The organism is Falsirhodobacter sp. alg1 (genome assembly GCF_000739715.2).
Classification (GTDB): domain Bacteria; phylum Pseudomonadota; class Alphaproteobacteria; order Rhodobacterales; family Rhodobacteraceae; genus Falsirhodobacter.
This window is the reverse complement of the sequence record NZ_BBJC02000004.1, coordinates 146,198-173,040: the sequence shown is the minus strand read 5'-3', so window position 1 is coordinate 173,040 and position 26,843 is coordinate 146,198. Positions and strand designations below refer to the sequence as shown.

The 26,843-nt window shown below is 62.8% G+C and carries 23 protein-coding genes; 11 read left to right on the top strand and 12 right to left on the bottom strand.

Annotated elements, in window-relative coordinates; genetic code table 11:
* Nucleotides 1-592 precede the first annotated feature (592 nt).
* Together bla and TR36_RS09265 are read right to left on the bottom strand one after the other, a co-directional pair.
* Nucleotides 593-1,474 carry a class A beta-lactamase gene (gene bla / locus TR36_RS09270; protein ID WP_062763067.1) on the bottom strand — a complete coding sequence of 294 codons (882 nt, stop codon included), beginning with the start codon at nt 1,472-1,474 and terminating at the stop codon, nt 593-595.
* Nucleotides 1,475-1,848: 374 nt separating this feature from the next.
* Nucleotides 1,849-2,787 carry a DMT family transporter gene (locus tag TR36_RS09265; RefSeq protein ID WP_045391487.1) on the bottom strand — a complete coding sequence of 313 codons (939 nt, stop codon included), beginning with the start codon at nt 2,785-2,787 and terminating at the stop codon, nt 1,849-1,851.
* A gap of 73 nt (nt 2,788-2,860) precedes the next feature.
* Here TR36_RS09265 and ade point away from each other — a divergent pair, with 73 nt between their 5' ends.
* On the top strand, nt 2,861-4,552 hold the full coding sequence (gene ade / locus TR36_RS09260) for an adenine deaminase (RefSeq protein WP_045391490.1): 1,692 nt from the start codon (nt 2,861-2,863) through the stop codon (nt 4,550-4,552).
* On the opposite strand, the gene TR36_RS09255 is transcribed toward ade, so the two are convergent.
* Entirely contained in the window at nt 4,549-5,106 is a 558-nt protein-coding gene (locus TR36_RS09255; protein WP_062763160.1) for a YqgE/AlgH family protein, read from the bottom strand. The two genes, ade and TR36_RS09255, sit on opposite strands and share 4 nt — an antisense overlap.
* A 127-nt stretch (nt 5,107-5,233) precedes the next feature.
* Here TR36_RS09255 and TR36_RS09250 point away from each other — a divergent pair, with 127 nt between their 5' ends.
* Nucleotides 5,234-6,037 (top strand): protein-disulfide reductase DsbD domain-containing protein, encoded by an 804-nt coding sequence (locus TR36_RS09250; protein ID WP_045391492.1) that lies wholly within the window; start codon nt 5,234-5,236, stop codon nt 6,035-6,037.
* 42 nt (nt 6,038-6,079) lie between these two features.
* Here TR36_RS09250 and moaB read toward each other — a convergent pair whose 3' ends face one another.
* Nucleotides 6,080-6,598, bottom strand: a complete 519-nt coding sequence (gene moaB, locus TR36_RS09245) for a molybdenum cofactor biosynthesis protein B (RefSeq protein ID WP_045391494.1) — start codon at nt 6,596-6,598, stop codon at nt 6,080-6,082.
* Entirely contained in the window at nt 6,595-7,374 is a 780-nt protein-coding gene (locus TR36_RS09240) for a uracil-DNA glycosylase family protein (RefSeq protein WP_045391497.1), read from the bottom strand. The genes moaB and TR36_RS09240 overlap by 4 nt, the downstream gene beginning before the upstream one ends.
* 110 nt (nt 7,375-7,484) lie before the next feature.
* On the opposite strand from TR36_RS09240, the gene TR36_RS09235 reads away from it, so the two are divergent.
* Genes TR36_RS09235 through plsY form a run of 4 tightly spaced genes read left to right on the top strand, consistent with a single transcriptional unit; the run spans nt 7,485 to nt 11,775 of the window.
* The gene (locus TR36_RS09235; protein WP_045391499.1) at nt 7,485-8,447 is read left to right on the top strand and encodes an aspartate carbamoyltransferase catalytic subunit; all 963 of its coding nucleotides are present in this window, start codon (nt 7,485-7,487) and stop codon (nt 8,445-8,447) included.
* Nucleotides 8,444-9,904: a DNA recombination protein RmuC gene (rmuC, locus tag TR36_RS09230; RefSeq protein WP_062763064.1), complete on the top strand. Its 1,461-nt coding sequence runs from the start codon at nt 8,444-8,446 to the stop codon at nt 9,902-9,904. The genes TR36_RS09235 and rmuC overlap by 4 nt, the downstream gene beginning before the upstream one ends.
* A 1-nt stretch (nt 9,905) precedes the next feature.
* Nucleotides 9,906-11,180: a dihydroorotase gene (gene pyrC, locus TR36_RS09225; protein WP_045392019.1), complete on the top strand. Its 1,275-nt coding sequence runs from the start codon at nt 9,906-9,908 to the stop codon at nt 11,178-11,180.
* Nucleotides 11,167-11,775 carry a glycerol-3-phosphate 1-O-acyltransferase PlsY gene (plsY, locus tag TR36_RS09220; protein WP_045391502.1) on the top strand — a complete coding sequence of 203 codons (609 nt, stop codon included), beginning with the start codon at nt 11,167-11,169 and terminating at the stop codon, nt 11,773-11,775. The genes pyrC and plsY overlap by 14 nt, the downstream gene beginning before the upstream one ends.
* Here the strand turns inward: plsY and TR36_RS09215 are convergent.
* Nucleotides 11,772-13,100, bottom strand: a complete 1,329-nt coding sequence (locus TR36_RS09215; RefSeq protein ID WP_045392021.1) for a glutamate--cysteine ligase — start codon at nt 13,098-13,100, stop codon at nt 11,772-11,774. The two genes, plsY and TR36_RS09215, sit on opposite strands and share 4 nt — an antisense overlap.
* A gap of 74 nt (nt 13,101-13,174) precedes the next feature.
* A complete protein-coding gene (locus TR36_RS09210; RefSeq protein WP_062763062.1) occupies nt 13,175-13,897 on the bottom strand; it encodes a 16S rRNA (uracil(1498)-N(3))-methyltransferase in 723 nt (240 codons plus the stop codon).
* A 72-nt stretch (nt 13,898-13,969) separates the two neighbouring features.
* Between TR36_RS09210 and ubiA the strand changes: the two genes are divergently transcribed.
* The 4 genes from ubiA to TR36_RS09190 all read left to right on the top strand — a co-directional run bounded on the left by ubiA (nt 13,970) and on the right by TR36_RS09190 (nt 18,787).
* The gene (gene ubiA, locus TR36_RS09205; protein WP_153010535.1) at nt 13,970-14,914 is read left to right on the top strand and encodes a 4-hydroxybenzoate octaprenyltransferase; all 945 of its coding nucleotides are present in this window, start codon (nt 13,970-13,972) and stop codon (nt 14,912-14,914) included.
* Nucleotides 14,915-14,973: 59 nt separating this feature from the next.
* On the top strand, nt 14,974-17,052 hold the full coding sequence (locus TR36_RS09200) for an OmpA family protein (RefSeq protein ID WP_045391506.1): 2,079 nt from the start codon (nt 14,974-14,976) through the stop codon (nt 17,050-17,052).
* 14 nt (nt 17,053-17,066) lie between these two features.
* Entirely contained in the window at nt 17,067-17,390 is a 324-nt protein-coding gene (locus TR36_RS09195; RefSeq protein WP_045391508.1) for a hypothetical protein, read from the top strand.
* Nucleotides 17,391-17,503: 113 nt separating this feature from the next.
* Nucleotides 17,504-18,787, top strand: a complete 1,284-nt coding sequence (locus tag TR36_RS09190; protein WP_045391510.1) for a hemolysin family protein — start codon at nt 17,504-17,506, stop codon at nt 18,785-18,787.
* A gap of 37 nt (nt 18,788-18,824) precedes the next feature.
* Here TR36_RS09190 and TR36_RS09185 read toward each other — a convergent pair whose 3' ends face one another.
* Nucleotides 18,825-19,280, bottom strand: a complete 456-nt coding sequence (locus TR36_RS09185) for an Hsp20 family protein (RefSeq protein WP_045391513.1) — start codon at nt 19,278-19,280, stop codon at nt 18,825-18,827.
* A gap of 211 nt (nt 19,281-19,491) precedes the next feature.
* Between TR36_RS09185 and TR36_RS09180 the strand changes: the two genes are divergently transcribed.
* A complete protein-coding gene (locus TR36_RS09180; protein ID WP_045391515.1) occupies nt 19,492-20,187 on the top strand; it encodes a DUF599 domain-containing protein in 696 nt (231 codons plus the stop codon).
* On the opposite strand, the gene TR36_RS09175 is transcribed toward TR36_RS09180, so the two are convergent.
* Genes TR36_RS09175 through TR36_RS09160 form a run of 4 tightly spaced genes read right to left on the bottom strand, consistent with a single transcriptional unit; the run spans nt 20,141 to nt 26,830 of the window.
* Nucleotides 20,141-22,243 (bottom strand): membrane protein, encoded by a 2,103-nt coding sequence (locus TR36_RS09175; protein ID WP_045391517.1) that lies wholly within the window; start codon nt 22,241-22,243, stop codon nt 20,141-20,143. The genes TR36_RS09180 and TR36_RS09175 overlap by 47 nt on opposite strands.
* Nucleotides 22,240-24,960, bottom strand: a complete 2,721-nt coding sequence (locus TR36_RS09170) for a DUF4159 domain-containing protein (protein WP_062763060.1) — start codon at nt 24,958-24,960, stop codon at nt 22,240-22,242. The genes TR36_RS09175 and TR36_RS09170 overlap by 4 nt, the downstream gene beginning before the upstream one ends.
* On the bottom strand, nt 24,960-25,829 hold the full coding sequence (locus TR36_RS09165; RefSeq protein WP_062763058.1) for a DUF58 domain-containing protein: 870 nt from the start codon (nt 25,827-25,829) through the stop codon (nt 24,960-24,962). The genes TR36_RS09170 and TR36_RS09165 overlap by 1 nt, the downstream gene beginning before the upstream one ends.
* Nucleotides 25,826-26,830, bottom strand: coding sequence for a MoxR family ATPase (locus TR36_RS09160; RefSeq protein ID WP_045391521.1), 1,005 nt, complete (start codon nt 26,828-26,830; stop codon nt 25,826-25,828). The genes TR36_RS09165 and TR36_RS09160 overlap by 4 nt, the downstream gene beginning before the upstream one ends.
* Nucleotides 26,831-26,843: the final 13 nt, after the last annotated feature.

Genomic DNA, 26,843 nt, shown 5'->3' with positions numbered 1-26,843 from the left:
GGCCTTCTCTCTCAACGCACTCGGCGGTGCATGAGCGACCATTTCTTCGCCCCAATGAGTGACCCCAGGTTCAGGTTCTGCGACTGCTACTTCATTCCGAAGCCGGGCGCGCCACCAACCGCCAAAGGGGAAGCGCGGATACCAAGGGACGGTGATAGGCACGCGACATCCGTATGCCCGGACGAATGAAGGCTGGCTGTAATCGACTATGATCCCAGCCACGCATTCTTGATGCTTGATCGGCATAAACCAATGGCATTGGCCAAAAATGCGAGCCGACATTTGCAATCAGCCTCCATACAATGGCTGCATCCATCACTCGGATGAACGCAGCCCGATATTGTTGTCCCAGCTACCCGAAAACTTGCGACAGCGATGCCAGTACATTCCCGTCGCCTGACGACAGGAATTTGCTGTCGACACGTTCATCGGCGCCTTCGGGACCGGACTGATCTTTTGGGGATTACGGGAAACGCAGACGTTGATCCCCATCTACACCACACCCCGCAAAACCTGCGCCGCGCCCCCCGGATCAACGTCAAATGGAAAATACCCTCAATCGGCGCTGATGCGCGACAGCTCGCGGCTCATTTCATTCCCGGATTACCGACATCACGGCGCTGCCGATCTGCTGAAGGGCGGCGTTGCGTGTGCTTGAATCCGCATCGACGTCCGAAATGAAGATCGTAACAATCCATGGAGAGCCGCCTTCGGGAATGACCACCGCAACGATGTTGCGCGTGTGGCTTCCACCACCCGACTTGTCCAGAATAATCCACCCTTCAGGCGCGTCGGCGCGCAGCAGGTTGCCTGTCACCCCGCCAATGCTCATCCATTCCGCAAGTTGCTTACCCGATTCCGATGACAGTGCGTTCCCTAGCAGCAGCCGACGCAGTGTTTCGGTCATGGCAGCGGGAGTTGTCGTATCGCGCGGATCCCCGGACAGAAAATTATTCAACTCCGGCTCGCGCCGGTCAAGCCGACTTAGTTCATCTCCCGTGCCTCGTAGAAAATCTGTCACCGCCTGCGGCCCGCCAATATGATCGACCAGCATGTTCGCGGCCGTATTATCGCTCATATCGATCGCGGCCAGGCAAAGGTCTGCAAGGCTCATCCCTGCCCCGACCGTTTTTTCGGTAACGGGTGCATAGGACAGGATATCCTCTTGGTTAACGCGCAGAATATCCGACAGCGACAACTTCCCCGCATCGCGACGGGCAAGCACAGTGGCACAGATCGGAACTTTCACCGTGCTGTTCATCGGAAATCGTTCGTCTTTGCGATAGGTCCACGACCGCCCCGAACCGGTTTCGATGAGTGACAGGCCGATACGGCCGTCAAGACGCGCTTCGATCTGCGCCACGGTGGGCAACAGCGTATCGGCAGATGGCTGGGCGAATGATGTCGGGGCTAATAACAGACCAAAAGCAAAAGCTGCCGCCACGCGCGACAGGATGGAGGTGTAAAACCGCACAGGATCATCCTTTTGTAACGAAAGATGCCCGAGGCACCGGATCGGCAATATCAATTCACATAACGGGCTTTGTGTAAGATGCCTTGGAGGAAAGCCTCAAACGGCAAATACCGTTCCCTGCCAGCACCCGGGCTAATGCGATGAATGCCCGGCCTGCCGCGCACCGCCCTGCGGGCCTTCGATATGGCCATGTTCAGAAACCGGATTGTGCCGGGTCGTTTGTGCAGTCTTTCAGGATCACAGCGTCGGCGGGCGCATGGGCCGAAGCGGTGCGGCGGCAGATACGGCAAAGCTGACCGAAAAAGACAACTGGCTCCGGTATGGCAAGCGATGCGTTGACAAGGATGCGCCACGAATCCCGAGGCGCAGCCGCCCTAACGCATTCCGGGCGAAAGCGCCTTGCGCATCTGCGTCCGCTCCAACCCCAGCCGCTGCTCTCGCCAGATGATGAAGCAGCCGGACCCGATCACGATGGCCGCCCCCAGCAGCATCGTATGCGTCGGCGTTTCATCAAAGATGAAATAGCCGATTCCCAGGGCGAACAGCATGGATGCATAATCGAATGGCGCAATCACGGAGGCATCCGCCTCCCGGAATGCCTGCGTCAGAAATATCTGTGCGATTCCCCCCAGAATACCGGCGATAATCAGCAGCCCCACGTACTCCCAGCCGGGCCATACCCAGCCGAAGGGAATGGTGGCCAGCGACAATACGGTAGAGGTAAGCGAGAAATAAAAGACGATGGAGGCCGTACTCTCGATCGCGACCATCTTGCGGATGAACACGGATGCCATTGCCGCGAATGTTGCCCCGATCAGGGCCAGCATCGCCCCCAGTGTGGCGGCGTTGCCGATTCCGTCGGCGCCGATGGTCATTCGCGGCCACAGGATGACCATGACACCGGTCAACCCCAGGCCGACGGCTGTCAGGCGGAAGGCGCGAACCTCCTCTCCCAGAAACATCGCGGCAAAGATGACCGTCAGCAACGGTGTGGCATAGGCCAGGGCCGTTACTTCGGGAAGCGGCAGATAGCCAAGAGCCGAAAACCCGCACCCCATGGCCATCGTCCCCACCACGCCGCGCCAGACATGGCCCATGATGTTATTGGCGCGCAACCCTGTCCGCAGTTCCTGACGCATGGCAAGCCACACCAGAATGACCGGAATTGCAAAGGCGGAACGGAAGAACACGGCCTCCCCCGCAGGCACCACATCGGAGGTGACCTTGATCAACGAGGACATAACCACGAATATAAGAACCGAGCACGTTTTTAGCGTGATACCGCGCAAAGGACGTTCAGATACCGGGGGCATAACAATAACCTTGGGAACAGGGTACGTCCCAGTCACCATTGTTTGCCCGCCAAGGCAAGGCAGAGAGGCCGAAATGAGTAAATTGACCAATCGCATCGATCAGGGGCGCGGGCTGGAACCGGCCGATCTGGTGCTGAAGAACGGCCGCATCCTCGATCTGGTCACCGGTGAACTGATCGAGGGCGACGTGGCGATCTGCGGTGATACCATCGTCGGCGTCTATGACACTTATGAAGGCAAGCGCGAGATCGACTGCACGGGCCGCATTCTCGTTCCCGGTTTCATCGACACGCATCTGCACATCGAATCCTCGCTGGTGACGCCGTTCGAATTCGACCGCTGCGTCACTCCGCGCGGCATCACCACGGCCATATGCGATCCGCACGAACTGGCGAATGTCTGCGGCACGACGGGGATCAGATACTTCCTCGATGCGTCTCCGCATCTGGTGATGGACCTGCGGGTGAACCTGTCTTCATGCGTGCCATCCACCCATATGGAAACTGCGGGGGCCGTGCTGGAGGCTGCGGATCTGGCGCCGATGGCCGATCACCCGCGCGTTCTGGGTCTGGCGGAATTCATGAATTTCCCCGGCGTTCTGTTCAAGGACCCCGGCTGCATGGCCAAGCTTGAGGCCTTCGAGGGGCGGCACATCGACGGGCATGCCCCCCTGTTGGGCGGGCGTGACCTGAACGCCTATATCGCCGCCGGTATCCGGACGGAGCATGAGGCGACTACGGCCACCGAAGCCACGGAGAAACTGCGCAAGGGGATGCGCGTGCTGATCCGCGAAGGGTCGGTTTCCCGGGACATGGCGGCCTTGGCACCGGTTCTGACCGAACGCACCTCTCCCTACATGTGTCTTTGTACGGATGACAGGAATCCGCTGGATATCCATGAGCATGGTCATCTGGATTACATGATCCGCAGCCTGATCGCCTCGGGTTGCCCCCCGCTGGCCGTGTATCGCGCTGCAAGCCTTTCCGCCGCCGAGGCGTTCGGCCTGAAGGACCGCGGCCAGATCACCCCCGGCAAACGGGCCGACATCGTCGTGCTGGACAGCCTTGAAAGATGCCACGCGCAGATCGTGCTGGCAGGCGGCGTGATCGTGGACGAAACGGCCTTTGCCGCGCGCACCACCATTCCAGCGGTAGCCCGCAATTCGGTACATGCCCGCACCGTCACCGCGGATTCTTTCCGCTGGGAGCGGGCTTCAGGGGTCGAAACACCTGTAATCGGCGTGCTGCCGGGCAAGATCATCACCGAATATTTGCGCGAAGATGTGCCCTTGGTGGCAGGGGATGCAGCCCCGGCAAACGGGTTGGCCCGCGTATCGGTGATCGAGCGTCACGGCGTAAACGGAAACATCTCCCGCGGGTTGGTGCGCGGCTTCGGCATGACATCAGGGGCCATCGCCTCGACCGTCAGCCATGACCATCACAACATCGGCGTGGTCGGCATCGATTATGACGACATGGCGTTGGCCGTGAACCGTCTGGGTGAAATCGAGGGCGGCTTTGTCGTAGTCGAAGGCGGCAAGGTTCTGGCAGAACTGGCGTTGCCATTGGGCGGCCTGATGAGTCTGGAACCCTTCGAGACGGTCCAGAGCGATCTTGTCGCCCTGCGCGCTGCCGCCCGCAGCCTCGGGGTGACGCTGGAAGAGCCATTCCTGCAACTGGCCTTCCTTGCGCTGCCCGTGATCCCGCATCTCAAGATCACCGATCACGGGCTGGTCGACGTGGATCGCTTTGCCCTTCTGGACTAGGCCCGCCCCGCCGCAGGGGACAGCAGCACCGGATCGATGCCAAGGGCGCGAAGGTGCTGCGTCCATTTCTGCCCATCCTCGGCCGCGAATATCAGATCGGCCGAGGCATTGGGCAGAACCAGCCAGTCATTCCGCGCAAGCTCGTCCTCCAGCTGCCCGGGCCCCNAACCCGAATAGCCCAGGGCCAGCAGGGCCTGCGCCGGCCCCTGCCCTTCGGCCATGGCCTGCAGGATATCGCGCGTAGCCGTCATGCCGAACCCTCCGCCGATCGGCATGGTTGACCCATCCATGTCGTAATCCGGGGAATGCAGCACGAATCCACGCCCCCGCTCTACCGGGCCGCCCATATGCACACGGATATCGCGGCCTGCCTCGCTTGCCTCTATGTCCAGCTGCTCCAACAACGACGACAGATGCAGATCATCGGCCGGCTTGTTGATGACAAGGCCCATGGCCCCCTCATCGGAATGGGAACAGATAAAGACGACCGAATGGTCGAACCTGTCATCCCCGAGGTTCGGCATGGCAATCAGCACGGCGCCGGTGAAATTCATCTCTTGATCCATAACAGGGATATGTAATCCGCAGGCGCCCCTCTCAAGGGGCAGGCTTGTTGCATAAACGCCACTGTCTCCTGAATGTGATTTTCAATCAAGGGTCCGATGCCCGTAACCTTTTCATATGTTCAGATCCCTTTTCCTCACCCTTGGCCTTGCGTGCCTGCCAGCTGTGGTCGGCGCGCAACCCATACCGGACAACCTTGTAAGAGCAGAGGTTTTGCCCGGCTGGCAGGACCGTGACGGAACACGGATGACTGCATTGCACGTCACGCTGGCTGACGGGTGGAAGACCTACTGGCGTAGTCCGGGCGATGCCGGCATCCCGCCAGAGTTCGATTGGGCAAATTCACAAAATGTTGCCTCGGTTCAGTTCATCTGGCCGACACCTGATGTTTTCAGCACCAATGGCATGCGGACGATCGGCTATCATAAAGAGCTGGTCCTGCCGATCAGGGTCACGCCGCGCGATCCCTCACGCCCCGTGGTACTGAACGCACATATCGAAATGGGCGTCTGCAGCGACATCTGCGTGCCGACCTTTGTGGATATCAACAACACCCTGCAAGGGACCGGAAGCCATGACCCCCGGATCACCGATGCCCTGGCCCATGGCCCTGTCTCTGGCCGCACCGGTGGGATAAGCCGGCTGTCCTGTTCGGTCACACCGATTGCGGACGGCATGCGCGTTACCGCCCGGTTCGACATGCCACCGCAAGGCCGCCACGAAATTGTGGTGATGGAGCCTGGAAACGCCGACATATGGGCATCCGAGGCAAGGGTGGCCCGTCATGGGCGAAGCATCATCGCAACCTCGGATATGGTCGGCCCCTCGGGTGCGCCCTTTGCCCTTGATCGCGGGGCAATCAACCTGACAGTTCTGGGCGGGCCGCGCGCGGTGGAATTGCAGGGCTGCCCCGCCGGCTGACCCTGCACCAGGGCAGGAACAGGCGGCGCGGCCTCTTAGCCGTTACCGTTCTGTCAGGCGTGGCATGATTTCAACCAGATTGCAGGGCGCGTTCCGGCTATCCAGCTGCTGGACCAGAATTTCATCCCATGCATCCTTGCACGCGCCCGAGCTGCCGGGCAGCGCGAACAGGAATGTACCGTTCCGGATTCCGCCTGTCGCACGGCTCTGGATGGCCGATGTTCCGACCGTGCGCGTGGACACCATCGCAAACACGGATGCAAAGGCCTCGATTTCCTTTTCGTACACGTCGCGATGCGCCTCAACGGTAACATCCCGCCCCGTCAGCCCCGTGCCACCGGTCGAGATGATGACCTGAACCAGCGGATCATCGCTCCAGCGGCGCAGCTGTTCCGAAATGGCTGCACGATCATCGCGCAGGATCATCCGGTCAGCCACCCCATGTCCGGCTTTGGCAATACGCTCCGCCAGAACGTCACCCGATTTGTCGGTCTCAAGGGTGCGTGTGTCCGATACCGTCAGCACGGCAATTCGGACGGGTTGAAAACTGCGTTCGGTCATTGGGAAAGCCTTGCCTGAATGTCCAATAGGTCGGCCCAAGCCTCTCGCTTGGCGGCCGGATTGCGTAAGAGATAGGCCGGATGGCACATCGGCATAACCGGCAGACCGAAACCTTGCCCCCAGGTTCCACGCAGGCGGGTGATTCCCGTCTGGCCCAGCACTGCCTTGGCCGAGGTATTGCCCATCACCACCAGAATGTCCGGGGCCACCAGTTCCACATGCCGGGTCAGGAACGGCAGCATCATCTCCACCTCCTGCGGCAGCGGATCGCGGTTCTGCGGGGGGCGCCATGGAAGCACGTTGGTGATATAGACCGCGCGGGCCGGATCGGGGGTGTCACGCGACAATCCGATGGCCGCCAGCATCCGGTCCAGAAGCGCACCCGCGCGACCGATGAACGGACGACCCGCCTGATCCTCCTCGCGGCCCGGTGCCTCACCGATCACCATGATGCGCGCACCGGCGTGCCCGTCGGAAAACACGGTATTGCGCGCGCCCCGGCGCAATTCGCAGTGGGGAAAGGCATCGACAGCCGCTCGCAGTGCTGCCAGATCGGGAGATGCCGCCGCCATAGCCGCGGCTTCGGCCACAGGATCGGGGGCCGCAGGCGCGGCGGGCGCCGATACCACGGGGGATGCGGGCCGTACAACAGCCGCCGGCAGATCATATCTGTTCAGCGGCTCGTCCCCGATCACCTCGGTCGCGCCCAGATCGACCTGCCATGCCAGCATGGCCGTCGCCGTTTCCCAATCCAGATCCGCTACATCAATGCCCATCCGGCAAAGGTATCCCCCTGCCCCCGCCTGAACAAGGGCCGAACAGTGCTTGCCCGATCCACTGCCCTTTCCTATAAGCAGCCCCAACCCCGATCCGAGAGGAGCCGCCGATGAGTTTTCGCGCACGTCACCTTCTGGGGATCGAGCATTTGGCGCCGGACGAAATCCGCACCATTCTTGATCTTGCCGATCGTTATGTCGAATTTTCCCGTCGCACGGTGAAAAAATCCGACGCATTGGCGGGGATGACCCAGATCAACATGTTCTTCGAGAATTCCACCCGCACGCAAGCCAGCTTTGAACTGGCGGGCAAACGCCTGGGCGCGGATGTGATGAACATGTCCGTCGCCCAATCCAGCGTAAAAAAGGGTGAGACGCTGATCGACACCGCCCTGACGCTGAATGCGATGCACCCGGATCTGCTGGTGGTCCGGCACCATGCCTCGGGGGCGGTGAACCTGCTGGCGGAAAAGGTGAATTGCGCCGTCCTGAACGCCGGTGACGGCCGCCACGAACATCCGACACAGGCCCTGCTGGACGCGCTAACGATCCGTCGCGCCAAAGGCCGCATCCAGGGGCTGACCGTGGCCATCTGCGGCGACATCCAGCACAGCCGGGTCGCCCGTTCGAACCTGCTGCTTCTGGGCAAGATGGACAACCGCGTGCGCCTGATCGGCCCACCCACCCTGATGCCATCGGGCGTGGCCGAATTCGGCTGCGAAGTGTTCGACGACATGAAGGCGGGCCTTGCGGGTGTGGATGTGGTGATGATGCTGCGCCTCCAGAAGGAACGCATGGATGGCGGCTTCATCCCGTCCGAACGCGAATATTTCCATCGTTTCGGTCTGGATGCCGACAAGCTGGCCCATGCCAAGGAGGATGCGATCGTCATGCACCCCGGCCCCATGAACCGGGGCGTGGAAATCGACGGGACCATCGCCGATGACATCCAGCGCTCGGTCATTCAGGAACAGGTTGAAATGGGCGTGGCCGTCCGCATGGCCTGCATCGACCTGCTGGCCCAGAACCTGCGCGCCGAACGCGGGCGTGCCGCCGTTGAGGCGGATGTATGAATGACGCCTACACCTATGCGGTGATTGCGGGCTTTGCGGGGCTGATGCTGGGCTGGCTGCTGCGCCGCCCCGATACCGCAAGGGCCGAATCATTGGCAGCCGACCTTGCGCGGGCGCAGTCCGATCTGGACCACGTCACCCGCGCGCGGGACGAAGGGTTGCAGACCCTGTCCGACGAGCGGCGGCAGGTATCGGCCCTGCGCGACCATGGCAACAAGCTGGCCGCGCAAACCGCCGCATTGGAATCCGACCTGAGGGCCGCCGAAAGGCGCGCCGGTGAGATCGATCACCGTTACCGCGCCCTCCTGGAAGACTTTGCGGATGCGCGCGACGAGGTTGCGGATGCCCGCGCCCAGCTTTCGCATCTGAACGCCACACTGGAAAACGAACGTATCGCGGCGCAGGAAAAGATCGAGCTGCTGTCGGCTGTCCGTGAGGACATGGAAACGCGGTTCAAGCAGCTTGCTGCCGAAAGCCTGCGGCTGAACGGCGAAGAGAGCAGGCAGCGCCTTGATGCCGCCCTGGCCCCGCTGAAGCAGCATGTAGAGCATTTCCAGCTGGAACTGCGCAATGTCCATGACGGGGCGCTCAAGGATCGTGCGGCACTCAAGGCCGAGATCGACACATTGACCCGCCGTTCGGAACAGGTCAGCCGCGAAGCCATCAACCTGACCCGCGCCCTGAAGGGTGACAAGCAGCGGCAAGGGGCCTGGGGCGAGATGATCCTCGAATCCCTGCTGGAGAAATCCGGCCTCCGCAAGGGAGAGGAATATCACGTCCAGCAGCACCGTGTGGATGATGACGGTGCCCGATATCGCCCGGATGTCGTGGTGCATATGCCCGATGGCAAACGGCTGGTCATCGACAGCAAGGTTTCGCTGGTGGATTATGAAACCTGCGTCAATTCCGATGATGAGACCGAAAGCGCGCTGGCCCGCGCCCGCCACGTGCGCGCCCTGAAGACCCATATCAATACCCTGTCGGACAAGGCCTATCACCGGATGGAGGATGGCTCTGTCGATTATGTGGTGATGTTCATCCCGATCGAGGGGGCCCTGTCCGAAGCCCTGCGCGAAGTGGGCGATCTGACCACGCTGGCCTTCGAGAAATCCGTCACCATCGCCACGCCCACCACGCTGATGATGGCGCTGCGCACGATCTCCAACGTCTGGACCATCGAGCGTCGCAACCAGAATGCCGAAAACATCGCCAGCCGGGCGGGCCTGCTGTATGATAAGGTGGCAGGCTTCGTGGATGATATGGAAAAGGTCGGCAAATCGCTGGACACCGCCAGCCAGACCTATGGCGAAGCGATGGGCAAACTGGCGAACGGACGCGGCAATGTTCTGTCGCAGATCGAAACGCTGAAAAACCTGGGTGCGCGAACGCAAAAGACGTTCCGCACCGACTTTGACCACGATGCGGCCCTCCCCCAACCCCAAGACGCGGCGGAATGACATGACCCTGTTCCTGACCAACGCACGGTTGATCGACCCCGAGGCGATGACTGTTACCGAAGGCTCCCTTCTCATCGAAGACGGCCGGATCACCGGGCGCGATGTTGCCCCCCCCGAAGGGGCCGAGGTGATAGATTGCGGAGGCAAATATCTTGCCCCCGGCATCGTCGATCTGGGCGTCAGCCTTGGCGAACCCGGGGCGCGCCACAAGGAAAGCTTCCGCAGCGCGGGCCTTGCAGCGGCAGCGGGCGGTGTCACCACGCTTGTGGCCCGCCCGGATACCACGCCCCCGCTCGACACCCCGGAAATGCTGGAATTCGTAACCCGCCGCGCCCGCGATGCCGCCCCCGTGCGCATCCTGCACATGGCCGCGCTCACCAAGAACAGCGACGGGCGCGAGATGACGGAAATCGGCTTTCTGCTGGATGCGGGGGCCGTCGCCTTCACCGATGCAGAGCGGGTCTGCACCGATACGAAGGTGATGAACCGTGCGCTGACCTATGCCCGCAGCCTTGGCGCACTGGTGATCGGCCACCCACAGGATCCGGGCCTGTCCAAGGGCGCCGCTGTGACCAAGGGAAAATTTGCCAGCCTTCGCGGCCTGCCCGATGTGCATGTCATGGCCGAACGGATGGCGTTCGACCGGGATATGGCCTTGGTCGAAATGACCGGCGCCCGTTATCATGCCGACCAGATCACCTGCGCGCGCACCCTGCCCGCGCTGGAACGCGCAAAATCCAACGGCCTTGATGTGACGGCGGGTGTCTCGATCCACCACCTGACATTGAACGAACTGGATGTAGGCGATTACCGCACCTTCTTCAAACTGGTGCCGCCATTGCGGTCCGAAGATGATCGCATGGCGATGATCGAAGCGGTGGCGACGGGCGTGATCGATATCATCGGCTCCATGCACCTACCGCAAGATGAGGAATCCAAGCGCCTGCCCTTCGAAGAGGCCGCTGCGGGGGCTGTCGGCCTTGAAACCCTGCTACCTGCCGCGATGCGTCTGTATCACGCCGGTATGCTGGATCTGCCGCAGCTGTTCCGCGCCATGTCGCTGAACCCGGCCAGACGCCTAGGGTTGCCGCAAGGGCGGCTGTCCGATGGCGCCCCCGCGGATCTGGTGCTATTCGATCCGGATGCGCCCTTCGTGCTGGATCGCTTTGCCCTGCGATCGAAATCCAAGAATACCCCGTTCGACGGCCAACGGATGGAGGGGCGCGTTCTGGCGACCTTTGTCGACGGGCGGAGGATCTATGATGCCGGTCTTTGAAACAGCCCTGCCCCTTCTGATCGTTGCGGCGGTATTCGGCTATCTTCTGGGTTCCGTCCCCTTCGGGCTGGTGATTACCCGCGCCATGGGGCTGGGGGATCTGCGCCAGATCGGATCCGGCAATATCGGGGCCACCAATGTCCTGCGTACGGGTAACAAGCCTGCGGCTGCTGCGACATTGATCCTGGATGCAGCCAAAGGCGGGATCGCTGTGCTGGTCATCCGGGCGCTGGTCGGACCGGATGCGGCCCAGATTGCGGGATTTGCGGCCTTTCTGGGCCATCTATTTCCCGTCTGGCTGGGCTTTCGCGGGGGCAAGGGGGTCGCGACATTTCTGGGGACGGTGCTTGCGCTGGCATGGCCTGTCGGGCTGCTTTGCTGCCTTACATGGCTGGTCACGGCAAAACTGTTCCGCATCTCCTCGCTTGCCGCCCTGGTGGCCGCTGCCAGCGCCCCGTTATGGATGCTGGCCCTGGGTCAGACACAGATGGTTTTGCTGGGCGGGCTGCTAGCGGCGCTGGTATTCATCCGGCACCGCAGCAATATTGCCCGTCTGCGGGCAGGCACCGAACCCCTGATCGGCAAGAAGGCCTAAAGCGCCGCCGCCTCGTAGACGCGGGACAAATCCCCCGCCCATTCGCCGTTATAGGCGGCAATCAGATCGTCAGCGGGTACACGACCGGTGGCGATGCTGTCTTCCAGAACATCCAGATAGCCGCCTTCATCCAGCCCCCGCGCGGCAAGCCCGCCGCGCGACAGGCGCAGCGCCTCACGCGCCAGATCATGCAGCTTCACGCCCCCGGCCTCACCCTGCAGGGCCGAGACCGACGCCGCCACGCGTAGCCCTTCGCGGGTTTCCGCATCGAAGTGTTTCACCAGATCCCAGGCCGCATCCAGGGCCGCACCATCATACATCAGCCCGACCCAGAATGCCGGCAGCGCCGTCATATGGGTTTCGGGGCCGCAATCGGCTCCGCGCATCTCGATGTATTTCTTGACCCGTGCTTCGGGGAAGACGGTTGTCATGTGATCTGCCCAATCGGACAGGGTCGGTTTCTCTCCAGGCAGGGCCGGCAGTTCACCCTTCAGAAAATCACGGAACGACTGGCCAAGCGCATCGATATACTGGCCGTCGCGGTACACGAAGTACATCGGCACATCAAGAACCCAATCGACATACCGTTCAAACCCCATACCGTCCTCGAACACGAACGGCAGCATACCCGTCCGGCTGTCATCCAGCCCGCGCCAGATGCGCGACCGCCAGCTTTTGTGGCCGTTCAGCGCACCGTCAAAGAAAGGAGAGGACGCGAACAAGGCCGTCGCCACAGGTTGCAGGGCCAGCCCCACACGCAACTTCTTCACCATGTCCGCTTCGGATGCGAAATCGAGGTTCACCTGCACGGTAGAGGTGCGATACATCATCTGCGTACCATGGGTGCCGACGCGCCCCATGTAATCCGTCATCAACCGGTACCTGCCCTTCGGCATCACCGGCATATCCTGATGGTGCCATTCCGGTGCGGCCCCGATCCCCATGAAGCGGCCCGTGCCATCCAGAACCTGCGCCACCTCGGACAGGTGCTGGTGGATTTCATCACGGGTCTGATGGAGCGTTTCCAGAGGCGCTCCCGACAGCTCGAACTGACCGCCCGGCTCCAAGGACACATTTGCGCCATCGCGGGTCAGGCCGATCAGTTTTCCGGCCTCGGTGACAGGTGTCCAGCCAAAGCGGGTCATGCCCTGCATCAGATCATGGATGGCCTGATAGGACATCGGGCGATGATCGGCCGTAAAGCCGAATTTCTCATGCTCTGTGCCAATGCGCCATTGGTCTGCAGGCTTGGACCCTTCGGCCATATAAGCGGCAAGTTGGGAATAATCTTCAATCGGGCCGCCGCCCTGTTGGGGAATGGACATATACGCCTCGGCCAAATCATCGGAGTTGGAGACGTGTCCCTTCACATCCCCCAAGTCAAGCCCGCGGGGGATATTTACCAGTCGCCCAGTGTCGATTGCCACAGTGTAAGTGCCGAAACTGCCGCAGTATCCGCCCTCAGAATGCGCGGGCCAAGGCTGATCGGCAGAACCTGCGGCATCGCCCGCAGACGCTCCCGCTCCGGTTCGGAAAAGCCCCCCTCCGGCCCGATCAGAATGGCCCAGGGCCCCGGCGCAGCGGTTTCCAGCGAGGCCCGCGCACCGACAAGGCTTTCGTCCGCCCAAAGGATACGGCGGTCGGCAGGCCAGTTCGCAAGAACCTTTTCCAGTGGGGCCAGTTCGGCCACCTCGGGCACGAAGGTTCCGCCGCATTGCTCCGCAGCCTCCAGCGCATGGGCGCACAGCTTGTCATGGCGAATACGATCGGCGTTGGTGAATCGCGTCTGCACGGGCATGATCCGCGCCGCGCCCAACTCGGTCGCCTTTTCCACGATGAAATCGGTACGCGCCTTCTTGATCGGCGCAAACAGCAGCCAGAGGTCGGGGGGCAGTTGCAGCGGACGGGTCTGCGCGGTGCAGACGAGCATCCCCGCCTTCTTGGCCGCATGCGCCACCTCGGCCCGCCATTCACCGTCCCGACCGTTGAAAAGCAGCACGGCTGCCCCCACCGTCAACCGCATGACGGCGAACAGGTAATGCGCCTGATCGGGTGTCAGTGGCACCGCGGCATCAGGGGTCAGGTGGGCATCGACGAAAAGGCGTATCTTGGCATCACTCATACCGCCCAGCCTATCGGGTTGGCGGGCGGCGCGCCATAGCCTAGAAACACCTCCAAACGGGGAGGCAGGTCTATGCAAACACCATTGTCCGGCGAAGTGGCCGATGCGGTTTCAGGCAATTGGGTGGACCGTCTGGCCCCTGCCCGCTGGCGCCCCTATCTGCGTCTGTCGCGTGCGGATCGCCCTGCCGGAACATGGCTGCTTCTGATCCCGTGCTGGTGGGCGCTGGCGATGGCCGCTGCCGCCGATCCTGCGGGGTCGGGCCTGTTCGATCTGTGGATTCTGGTGGGAAGCGCCGTCGGTGCGTTTCTGATGCGCGGCGCAGGCTGTACATGGAATGACCTGACAGACCGCAAGATCGACGCAAGCGTGGCACGTACACGGTCGCGACCACTGCCCTCGGGGCAGGTTACCCCACGGCAGGCCGTGATCTGGATGGCTGCGCAAATGGCCGTCGCGGCCCTGATACTGCTAACCCTGGGCCCGGTCGCAATTGTTCTGGGCCTCGTTTCCCTGGGGCCGGTCGCCATTTATCCCTTTGCCAAGCGCTTCACATGGTGGCCGCAGGTGTTCCTGGGAATCGCGTTCAACTGGGGGGTCTGGGTCATCTGGGCCGCCCATGGCAGTCCGCTTGGCTGGGGGACAGCCATGCTGTATCTTTCGGGCCTGGTCTGGACGTTGTTCTACGACACCATCTATGCCCATCAGGACAAGGAGGATGACGCCCTCATCGGCGTGAAATCCACGGCACGGCTGTTCGGCCGGGCAACCGCCCATTGGCTGCTCGCCTTCCTGATCCTTTCGGCAGGGCTGATGGCCGCTGCGGCATTGGCGGTCTTGTCGGGCGCCTCGCTTGTGCTGGGCCTTCTGGCCGCGGCGGTATTCGCGGGCCATATGGCCTGGCAGATGCATGCGCTGGATATCGATGATCCGGATCGCTGCCTCACGCTATTTCGATCAAATCGTGATGCCGGATTGTTGGCTGCGCTGTTTCTTGCCGGTGCGGCATTGGTGTAATTGATGCGCTGCACGCAGGGGCGTAAATCTCCCCCCTGCTCCGCGAAAGGATCCGCCTGATGCGTCTCTCACGCAAAATCGTCATCCCTGCCATGTTCGTCAGCGCTGCGGCCCTTGCCGCAGGCGGTGCCGCCCTGACGGCCGAGGTGATCGAGACACGCTCCACCGCCGCGGTCGAATCGCGGCTGGCCGAGGCGGGCATCACCTTTGCCACCGTGACCGCCGATGGCCTGAACGTCCACCTGTCGGGAACGGCCCCGGACGAAGCAACGCATTTCCGGGTCATCAATCTTGCCGGTGGTGTGATCGATCCGTCGCGGATCCGCGATGATCTGACGGTTTTGCCAACCCGCGCCATCGAGGCCCCCGCCTTCGAGATGGAGCTGCTGCGCAATGATGATGGTGTTTCGCTGATCGGGCTGATCCCGAAAAGTTCTGAGGGGATGATGGCCGATACCGCAGGGCTGGTGGGCGGCGGCGTGCAGGTATCCGATATGCTTGAAACCGCTGATTATCCCGCGCCCGATACATGGCATGCGGCCATGAACTTCGGAATAGAGGCGCTGAAGCTGCTGCCGCGTTCCAAGATCTCGGTCTCGGCGGATACGGTCACGATCAACGCCATTGCCGACAGTGCTGACGAAAAGGCCTCGCTTGAAGGGCGATTGGCCCGGTTGCAGACCGAGGGTGTGCAGGCGGATATCACCATTACCGCGCCGCGCCCTGTCCTGACGCCCTTTGTGTTCCGCGCCGTTCGGACAGATGCGGGCACGACACTGGAAGCCTGTTCGTCCACGACGGATGAGGAGCGGACCCAACTGCTGCAGGCTGCCACAGCCGTTGGCGTGCCCGATGGTGCCGAATGCACCGTGGGTCTTGGCGCGCCATCTCCAGAATGGGGTCAGGCAGCCGAAGCGGGCTTGCAGGCGCTGGCCGCATTGCCAGCAGGAAGCATTTCGATATCCGACGCCGATATCCTGCTGACAGGTGCACCGGGCATGGACAGTGCCGTCTTCGAAACCGCCGCAGGCACGTTGAAAACCGCCCTGCCGGCCGGGTTCTCGCTGACCGCGTCCCTGCCCCCTGCCCCGGTCGCCCCCGAAGAAGGCCCCCTGACCTTCACCACCGAAATCACCGATATGGGAGAGGCGCGGATCGACGGACGGGTACGGGACGCGCTTGGTCAGGATGCCATCACCTCCTTTGCCCGTGCCCAGTTTGGCGCGGATTCCGTGACCGGCAGCCCTATCGTGGACGACAGCGTTCCGACAGGCTGGACCACCCGCGTACTGACCGGCCTGCGTGGCCTGTCCCAACTGGAACAGGGCAAGCTGGAGGTTACGGCCGAGACCATCAGTATCGAGGGCCGGACCGGATCGCGTGCTGCGGAAACCGAAATTGCGCAGATGATGACCGCCGAACTTGGCGCGGATGCGGCGGTCGATCTGAACGTGACCTATGATGAGGATCTGGACCCTTATGCCGCCCTGCCCGCCCCCGAGGTCTGCACGGCGCGGATCAACAAGGCGATGGAAACGCAAAAGATCAACTTCGCCCCCGGTTCGGCCGAAATCGACGGCTCCGCTCGCGCGACACTGGACGAGCTGACGGATACACTGCTGGATTGCAGCAACCTCAGCTTCGAGATCCAGGGCTATACCGACAGCCAGGGCAGCGAAGGGGGCAACCAGGCGCTGAGCCAGGCCCGGGCCGAGGCCGTCATGGTCACCCTGCAGGGCCGCCGCGTGCCCGCCGCACGCCTGACCGCCGTTGGCTATGGTGAGGCTGACCCCATTGCGGACAACAGCACCGAGGAAGGCCGCGAGGCCAATCGCCGGATCGAATTCAAGCTGACAAACGTCGCCCCCGATCCGAATGCCCCCGTCGAACCGGAGGTAGCCACCCCCGAGGTTGCGGCCACCGCAGCCGTGGCGGACGTTCTGGGCGAGGATGACAGCTACTACGAAACGGTCGAAGTGCCCGATGATCTGCCCGAAGGTTCGGGCGATGGCGATCCGGAGGACGGCGAATATGACGAGGATGGCGACATGGACACGGAAGAGGTTGACGACAGCCCCTCTTTCGCGCCAACAGATCCTACGGTCCGGCCGGAAACACGCCCGGATGACCTGAACTAAGACCGGAGCGCCCCTTGGATCGCAGCACGCTCATCCTTGTCACGACACTGATCCTGTTCGTGGCCTTTGCCCTTGGCTGGTTTGCCCGCTGGCTGATGACGCGCCTGTCGCCCATCGAGAACGGAAACATGACCGAAGTGGACCGGCTTGCACAGGCGCTGCATGACGCCGAGGAAACCCGCGATCAGGCCATCGTCTATGGCGAGGAACGGGAGCGTCAGTTGATGAATCAGCTGACCCAGACCGATGCCGAATTGCGCGCGATCATGGAAAGTCTGGGCGAGGCCCGCGCCGAAGTGGAGATGATGCAGGCAGAGATCGAACGCCTGCAGGCCTGAGGCCCGAAATTTTCCCTCGACGTGGCGCGGTATCAAACCTACTCTTGACTGACCGCTGCAAGGCTGCGGTTCTTCGGGGTACGCCCCGATGACCACCACCCATAGGGAACACAGTGTACCTCGAAATCCTGATCGTCGCCGTTTTGATCATCATTAACGGCGCTTTGGCTATGTCGGAAATGGCCGTCGTATCTTCTCGCCCCGCGCGTCTTCGCACATTGGCAGAGGGGGGCAGCAAAGGTGCCGAAATTGCGCTGCGCCTTTCACAGGATCCCGGCCGCTTCCTGTCCACAGTCCAGATCGGCATTACCTTGGTCGGCGTTCTGTCCGGTGCCTTTTCGGGGGCAACCCTTGGTGCGCGTTTTGCCGGCTATCTGGCCGAACGCAACGTACCTGCCGCCGATACGATCGGTGTCGGTTCGGTCGTCATCCTGCTGACCTATCTGTCGCTGATCGTCGGAGAGCTGGTTCCCAAGCAGATCGCCCTGAAGAATTCCGAGGGCGTGGCGGCCAAGGTCGCCCCCGCGATGTTCATCCTGTCGCGCGTTGCGGCACCGGTGGTGTTCATCCTCGATCTGTCCGGCCGTGCGCTGCTGAAGCTGCTGCGGATGGAGAACGAGGAGAAAAGCCGCGTCACCGACGAGGAGGTTCGCACCATCCTCGCCGAGGCGCATGGAGACGGCACCATCGAAACCGGTGAGCGCCACATGCTGACCAGTGTCATGCGCCTTGCCGACCGCTCTGCGTCACAGCTGATGACCCAACGGCGTGATGTGGTTTCGATCGATCTGGGGGCCAGCGCCGAAGAGGTGATGGAGATCATCCGCACATCTGGCCGCGCCCGCCTGCCCGTCCATCGCCATGATACCGAGGAATATGTGGGCGTGCTGTATGTCACCGACGCATTTTCCGCCCTGTCGCGCGGCGAGGCGCTGGATATTACGGCGTTGATGCGCGAGGTTCCCGTGGTTTCCGATGCTGCCGATGCGCTGCAGGTCATCGAGATCCTGCGCGCCTCTCCGAACCACATGGCGCTGGTCTATGATGAATACGGCAGCTTCGAAGGGATCATCACCACCGGTGATATTCTGGAGGCCATTACTGGAACATTCCGCGAGCATGTCTCCGAAGAGCCTGCGATCGTGGAACGCGAGGATGGCTCCTATCTCGTATCGGGCTGGATGCCGGTGGATGAATTCTGCGAGATGCTGAAGATTCCGCAGGCCTTGGCAGGTGATTATGAAACCGTGGCCGGCCTGATGCTCAATCAACTGCGGCGAATGCCCGATCTGGGCGATACGTTCATGCGCGATGGCTGGGTGTTCGAGGTGATCGATCTGGACGACCGCCGGATCGACAAGATCCTTGTCAGCCGGTTGGCCGAAAAGACCGAATGATGAAAAGGGCGCGCCACCACGGCGCGCCCTTTTCAAGTCATGCAGGCTCTGCCTTCAATGCAGCCGGCTTGGCCCCGCCGATCTGGATACGGCGCGGCTTCAGCGCCTCGGGGGTTTCGCGGGTCAGATCGATATGCAGCATCCCGTTTTCATGGGTTGCACCTGTCACACGCACATGGTCGGCCAAGGCAAAGCGCCGCTCGAACGCGCGGGTGGCGATACCGCGATGAAGGAAGGTCCGTTCCTCGTCATCCGCGGCCTTGTTGGCCGAGATGTAAAGGGCGTTTTCCTTTACCTCCACGCTCAGGTCATCGGGGGCAAACCCGGCAACCGCTACCGAGATGCGATAGGACGCATCTGCGGTTTTCTCGATGTTGTAAGGGGGGTAGCCGGGCTGGGGCACATCGGCGCTCAGGACACGGTCCATAAGGTCGGCAATGCGGTCAAAGCCGACGGTTGCACGGTAAAGTGGCGCGAAATCATAACCACGCATATCATCCTCCAAGAGCGATGTTCGGGTACCTCCCAGAAAACTGGCAAGGCACAGGGGACTGCGCCGACCCGACGATGCGGCACCGGCGCCTTGGCAGATGTGGGAAGCGATGCATAGCCGTTCAAGTGGTGCTTGCCGCAGCATCCACCGCTTGGTAGCAGCATGAAAAAGCCGTCGTCCCCTGCAGCAACCGGATGCTAGATTGGTCGTCATGGAATTGATCCCACGCCTTGCCCCCCTTGGAATTTCGGATGCATTCGCGCTTGGCATCCTGATCATCGCGTTCTTTTCCATCGGCTGGCTGGTGGAAAACCCGCCCAAGGATCGGCCGTCGATGTCGATCCTCCTCGCATCCTACAGGCGTGACTGGATGCGCGAATTCGTGACGCGCCAACAGAAGATCTTCGATGCCACCGTCATCACCAGCCTGCGTCAGGCAACATCCTTCTTCATCTCGGGCACCATGCTGTCGATTGGCGGCTGTATCGCGCTGGTCGGCAATCCGGACAGGCTGGTGCTGGTGGCTGAGGATCTGACGGTCAGCGCGCAGGCCGTGGTGGTGGAGGTCAAGGTGATCCTCGTGATCCTGTTCCTTGCCAACGCGTTTTTGAAATTCATCTGGTCGCACCGCCTGTTCGGCTATTGCGCCGTCCTTATGGGATCGGTGCCGAATGACGATTCTCCGCTGGCCTTTCACCGGGCCTCGCAGGCAGCGGATGTGAACGTAACCGCAGCCCGCAGCTACAACCGCGGGCTGCGGTCGATCTATTTCGCGCTGGCGTCGCTGGGCTGGCTGCTGGGACCATGGACATTGATCATCGCCACGATCGTTACATCGATCACCCTGCTGCGGCGGGAATTCATGTCCCATTCCCGCGTGGCAGTTCTGGACCGTGAGGGCGTCTGAAACGCCCCTCGCGCAGCCATGCCAGAACGATCAACCCTGCCGCGAGGACCAACCAGAGCCATCCCGGCAGCAGCGGTGCCACAGTTACCCCTTGGGTTGAAAAAGCACCCCGCGGGGTGATCCCCAACCAGCCCCGCCCTTCGGCGGTCCGTCCTTCGCCAATGCGCCGCACATCGAAATCCGCATCGGCCGCCAGCCTCAGGACCCCACCACCCGAAGCATCGATAGCCCCTGACATGGGCTGCCCCGAGGCAATCGTCGTCTCGAATTCCCTGGGGGCCGAGGGACCGACCGCGAATACCGAGGCCAGATCGCCCTGCGCCACCCGGTACAGCCCCAATTCCGTAGCCTCGAATTCGGCGCGATACCGTCCGGGCTGCACTTCGGTCAGGGGAACGGTCGCCTCGCTTCCATCGGGGCCTGTGACAAGGGCATCGCCCGGCGGGGTTTCGGACACCGTGCGCCGTTCCAGCGTGACATGCGATCCATCAGCCTGTCCGGTCAGCGCCTCTTCTTCCAGTTCCGGCTCTTTCAGCATCCAATGTGCCAACCGGCGCGTCAATTCCAGCTGCGGGCCACCCCCTTCGTAACCACGCCCCCACAGCCAAAGCTGATCCGTACCCAATACGGCGATACGCCCTTCGCCCACGCGGTCCAGCACCAAGAGCGGCCTGCCCCCGATGCCGTTCATCAACACCTCTCCCTCGGTCGGCAACAGTTCTACCTGACGCAGAAAGCTGCCCCAACCGCCTTCGACAGGTCCGTCATCCAGACCTTCGGTAACGGGATGGCGTCGCCCCGTTTCGGTCAGCGTGGCGCGATAGGGTTCCTCCAGCACACGGCCCGTTGCAGTTACGGGCATGATTTCCCCCAAGGGGGATCGTGCAAGGCTTTCGACACCGGCAAACTCCGGCCCGGCCGCCACCAGAACCGTCCCGCCGCGCCGGACGTAATCGCGCACATTCTCCAGATACAGGCCGGGCAGAATGCCCCGCAGACGATACCGGTCAAAGATGATCAGATCGAAATCGTCGATCTTCTCCATGAACAGCTCGCGCGTGGGAAAGGCGATCAGCGACATTTCTTCAACCGGTGTGCCATCCAGCTTTTCCGGAGGGCGCAAAATGGTGAAATGCACCAGATCCACCGAAGGATCGGATTTCAGCAGGTTACGCCAGACACGTTCGCCTGCATGCGGCTCTCCGGACACCAGCAGCACCCGAAGGCGGTCGCGGACGCCGTTGATCTGCACGATCTGGGCGTTGTTCCGGTCCGTCAGCTCTCCCTCGGCGGGGGCTACGGCAATCTGTACCACGTTCATGCCGCCATGGCTCAGCTTCAGCGGCAGCTCCAGATTCTGGTTGATGGGCACCTGAACCGTCAGCGAGGTATCGGCCCCCAGTGTCAGCGTTACGGCAGCAGTGGCGCCCGCATCGGCTGGAACAGCGCCCTGATCCTCGATCCGCAGGGTCAGCCGGACTTCTTCCCCGATAATCCCGAAAGCCGGCGCGTTTTTCACGATCAGGCGTCGGTCCCAGTCCTGCGGATGCCCCGTCTGCAGCAAATGCATCGGGGCCGGCATGTCGGGGGCCGCTGCCATGTCATGCACCTGCCCATCCGAAATCACAAAAGCACCGGCAATCCGTGCCCGCGGCTCTTCGGCCATTGCCTGGGCCAAAGCCTCCATCAGGCGGGTGCCGCCGTTGTCGGGCGCATCCCCCACGCGGATCACACGCAGGTCTGTATCGGGCATGGCCGCCACCTCGGCAGTCAGACGGTCCAATGCGGCGGAGGTCTGATCGGCCCGATCCGCGATCCGCTGGCTGGCACTGGCATCCACCACCGCCAGCACGATATCCGACAACGGGGCCCGATCCTCCCGCTCGACCGAGGGGTTGGCAAGCGCCACCAGCAACACCACGAGGGACAAACCGCGCAGCCACCAGCCCCCCAACCCGCGCATCAGGGCAAACAGGATGATCAGCGCGGCCAGAACGGCCAGAACAATCAGCGCGATATCCGGCAGGAACGGATCAAACACGATAGAGCGGGTCAATTTCCCAGCCTTTCCAGCAGCGCAGGCACATGGACCTGATCGCTTTTGTAATTTCCCGTCAGCACATACATGATCAGATTGATGCCGAAGCGTGTCGCGATTTCGCGCTGGCGTTCACCGCCAAATCCCCGACCGACCGGCAGACTGGAAAAGCCCTGTTTGTCCACGGCCCAGGCGGCGGCCCAATCGTTGCTGCCGATCACCACGGGTGTCACCCCGTCATTCAGATGGCGGAATGGCTGGCCCTCAGCCAGTGCGGCATCGGGGGGGGCGGCCTCTACCCATAGGGCAGGATTGTTGTAACGGCCCGGAAAATCCTGCAGCAGATAGAATGTCCGGGTCAGCACGTGATCCGGAGGGATCCGTTCCAGCGGAGGTATATCAAGGCCGGCCGTGATGCGCTGCAAGGCACGCCCCTCGGGGGTGCCCCCCGATATGCCGGAAACGTCGCCGTCGCGCGTATCGAACAGGATCAGCCCGCCCGTACGCAGATAATCGTTCAATCGAGCAAAGGTGTCACCGGACGGTGTGGCCATATCTGCGGTCACAGGCCAATAGAGGAACGGATAGAATGCCAGCTCGTCGTTCCGGATATCGACCCCGGCGGGGGCCCCCGGTTCGATCGTCGTCCGCTCTGTCAGGCGGGCAGACAATCCCCGCAATCCGGCCTCTGACAAATCGTCTACCGCCGCATCCCCGGTCAGCACATAGGCCAGACGCAGGGTACTTGTGGCCTCTACCGCATTCTGCGCCTGCGCCTTTGGCGAGGGGACAAGCGCCAGTGCCAGAACCACGGCAACCGCAGCCCCCTTCAGCCGCCCCGACAGGGCCAGCGCCGCCAGAACATCCAGCATCAACGCCATCATGGCCAGCGCCAGCACGATCCCCCGCAGCGGGCGTTCGGGGCTTGTGTCCAACCCTTCCACCTGCAGGCCGTCCGGCCAGACGGCTGGCTGCAGCTCTGTTGCGGGGCCGATCACGTTCATCGCAACACGCGAGGCCCCTTCGGCATAAATTCCGGGCGGAACATCTGATGAAATCACCCCCGCGGCAAGATCGCTGCCAGCCACACCGGCCCGTGTTCCGGCATCTGACATACCGCCGAACGCATCCATCACCCGGTCTGGTGACCATATCCGGCCTGTCAGGTCGGTACGGTCCGCCGTGGCGCGGCTGGAAATGGCCAGCCGGTCCAGCATCTGAACGAACAGCCCCGAAAGCGGCAGGTCCGACCATTCGGCATTGGCGGTCACATGGAACAGAACCACCTGCCCCTGCCCGACCACCCTGCGTGTGACAAGGGGTGTCCCGTCTTCCAGCGCGGCAATTGTGCGCGCCGTCAGGTCGGGTCCGGGCTGTGCCAATACCTGCTCACGCACAGTTACCTCCGGTGGGATGACCAGCCCGGCAAAGGGGGACGCCTCGGGGAATGGCGCAAGCTGCTGCGGTTCCCCCCAGCTGAGCTGGCCACCGATCGCCCGTCCGCCATCCCGCAGGGGCACAGGCAGCAAGGGATCTTCAGCCGAGGGGGCCGCCGCCAGTCGTGGCCCGGCAAACCGCAGCAACAAGCCGCCGTTCTGGACCCATTCCATCAGCCCCGCCATATCCGAAGGCCCAAGGCGGGCCACATCGGCCAGAACAATCACATCGGGGTTTGCCGGCAGAACATCCCCCAGCGATCCATCGATCAGATCCACCGTAGGGGACAGGGCCTGACGCAAATAGAACAGCGGGTCCAGCAGCGTGGCCCCTTCGGCCTGCGCATCGGCCCCGATCAGCGCAACCTCCCGCCGCCGCAGGCTATCATCCGCAAGGCTGATCGCCCCGGCTGACCGGACCCCATCGATCTGGAAACGGGTGATGCGATTTCGCAATTCCGGCGGCAGATCCAGCGTCGCCTCGGCCTCGGTTCCATTTGCGGCAAAATCCAGATCGGCACGGCCCAGTTCCTGTTCGCCGCCCGAGGGGTCGGTGCCGATAGCCTGCACAGCAATGCTCCGCCCGTCAAACGCGGGCAAGCGGCTGGCATGCAGAACTATCTCCGTTCCCGTGGCGACGGGCGGGCGCAGCGCGACGACACTTCCCGCGGGCTCCACCACTGTCACCTTGCCCCGCTGTTCCAATGCGGCCACCAGATCGGCACGGCCCTCATGATCCAGACCGTCCGATACCCATAGGGTCGCGAAATCCCCCTCTGGCAGATCAGCAGCCCAATCGATGTAACGGGGGGACCATGGCGAGGGCGTCATCCCCTCTAGCCGTGGCAGAACGCCCGCTGCCGCCTGGAAGCCAAGGGGTTCAGGATCATCGGTCAGGGCGGCAAGCGCCACAGGGCGACCTGCACGGGAGGCGGCCTCCACAGCCTCGGATGCGCGGGCTATACGGCGCGGCCAATCGCGCGCATCGGCCCATGTGGCATCCAGCACCACCAGAAGCGGGCCAGTGGCCGCAGTGGGCGCGCGCGGGTTCAGAACCGGCCCCGCAAAGGCAACGATGGCCGCCGCAACCGCAGCCATGCGCAGCACCATCAGCCACCAAGGGGTCCGGTCGGTTTCAGCATCGGCATCCTTCAGCCCCAGAAGCAGGGCCACACCCGGAAATCGGCGGCGCACAGGCGCGGGCGGCACCGCCCGCAGCAAAAGCCACAGAACCGGCAGCAGAACCAGCCCCAGCAACAGCAAGGGTGCGGTGAATCCGATCGGTCCCAAGGTCCACATCATACCCCCCGCTCCAACGCCCGATAAAGCCATAACAGGGCGGATTGCGGCATGTCGCCGGTACTATGGCTATGGAATTGCCACCCCGATGCGCGGGCCAGCGCAGCAAGCTCTGCCCGTCGCTCTGCCAGCCGGGTGATGTATTGCTCGCGCAAACCGCCAGCGCGCAATGTTTCCATCTGGGTGCCCCCGCCCATGGACGTGAAGATCGTGCGCCCGTCATAGGGGAAGACTTCCTCGGCGGGATCAAGCACCTGCAACAGGACCCCCCGCGCATTCAGTTCCGATGCGCGGGTCAGGGCCGCACGCAGCGGCTCTATCGGCCCGAGCATGTCCGAAACCAGCACCGCCCGCCCGTGTCGGGGCAGATGCCCCAGATCCGGCGGGCCGTGTTCGGCAGCAACCGCCGTGTCCTCCATGGCCATGGCCAGACGAAGGATCTGCGACCGCCCCGGCCGCGGCGGCAATGTCCCGAACCCTACCCGTTCCCCCCCACGCAACAGCAGGATGCCCAAGGCCAGGGCCAGAAGCCGTGCACGATCCGATTTCGACGAACGGCTGGCGTCCCCCGAAAATTCCATCGAGGCGCCGTTATCGACCCAGATCGCTACGGTTTGCGCGGCCTGCCATTCACGCTCCCGCACATAATGCGTGTCGGACCGGGCCGAGCGGCGCCAATCCATCAGGCGTACCGGATCCCCCGGCTGGGCGGGGCGGTATTGCCAGAATTCATCCCCCGTTCCTGCCCTGCGGCGACCGTGTTCGCCCAGCATCACGGTATGGGCCATCTGCTCGGCCCCCGCCAGAAGCGGAGGGAGCGCGCGGCCCAGTGCCTCGGCACGCGGGCGTAGGGGGCCGGACAAGCTCACGCTGCGCGTACCTCGGCCGTCAACCGCTGCACGACACCATCGATTACCCCTGCCAGCGTTTCCCCCCGCGCGCGGGCCGCGAAGCCAAGCGCCATGCGGTGGATCAGGACCGGCTGCGCCATTGCAGCAACATCGGCAATCGATGGAACCAGGCGTCCGTCCAGCAGTGCCCGCGCCCGGACCATCAACATCAGTGCCTGCGCGGCCCGGGGGCCCGGCCCCCAGGCCAAGGTACCGGCAAGCGCCTCACCCTCGGGCTGATCGGGGCGACAGGCACGGACCAGATCCAGAATGGCCTCCACCACGGCATCCCCCACGGGCATGCGACGCACCAATGCCTGCGCCGCAAGCAGCCCCTCCGAGGTAAAGACGGCATGCGCCTCCCCCTCCTCGGCGCCGGTGGTGGCGATCAGGATATCGCGTTCGGTGGCGCGATCGGGATAGCCGACGTCGACCTGTACCAGAAAACGGTCCAGTTGCGCCTCGGGCAAGGGATAGGTGCCCTCCTGCTCGATCGGGTTCTGCGTGGCCAGAACATGGAACGGGCGGCCCAACGCGCGATGCTCTCCGGCGACGGTCACCTCACGCTCCTGCATTGCCTGCAACAGGGCCGATTGGGTTCGCGGGCTGGCACGGTTGATTTCATCTGCCAGCAGCAACTGGCAGAAGATCGGGCCTTCGATGAAACGGAAGGCCCGTGTGCCATCCGCCCGCACATCAAGCACTTCGGACCCCAGAATATCGGCAGGCATCAGGTCGGGTGTGAATTGGATGCGATTTCCCTGCAGCCCCATCACCGTGGCCAGCGTATCCACCAGCCGCGTCTTGCCCAGCCCCGGCAGGCCCACCAGCAACGCATGACCGCCACAGAGCATTGCCCCCATGACCAGATCGACCACCCGCTCCTGCCCCAGAAAACGGCGGTTGATGCTGGCCTTTGCGCGGGCCAGCGTTTCGCCAAGCGCCTCGATCTCCATGATCAGGGTATCCGGGTCGGCCATGACATTCCTTTCG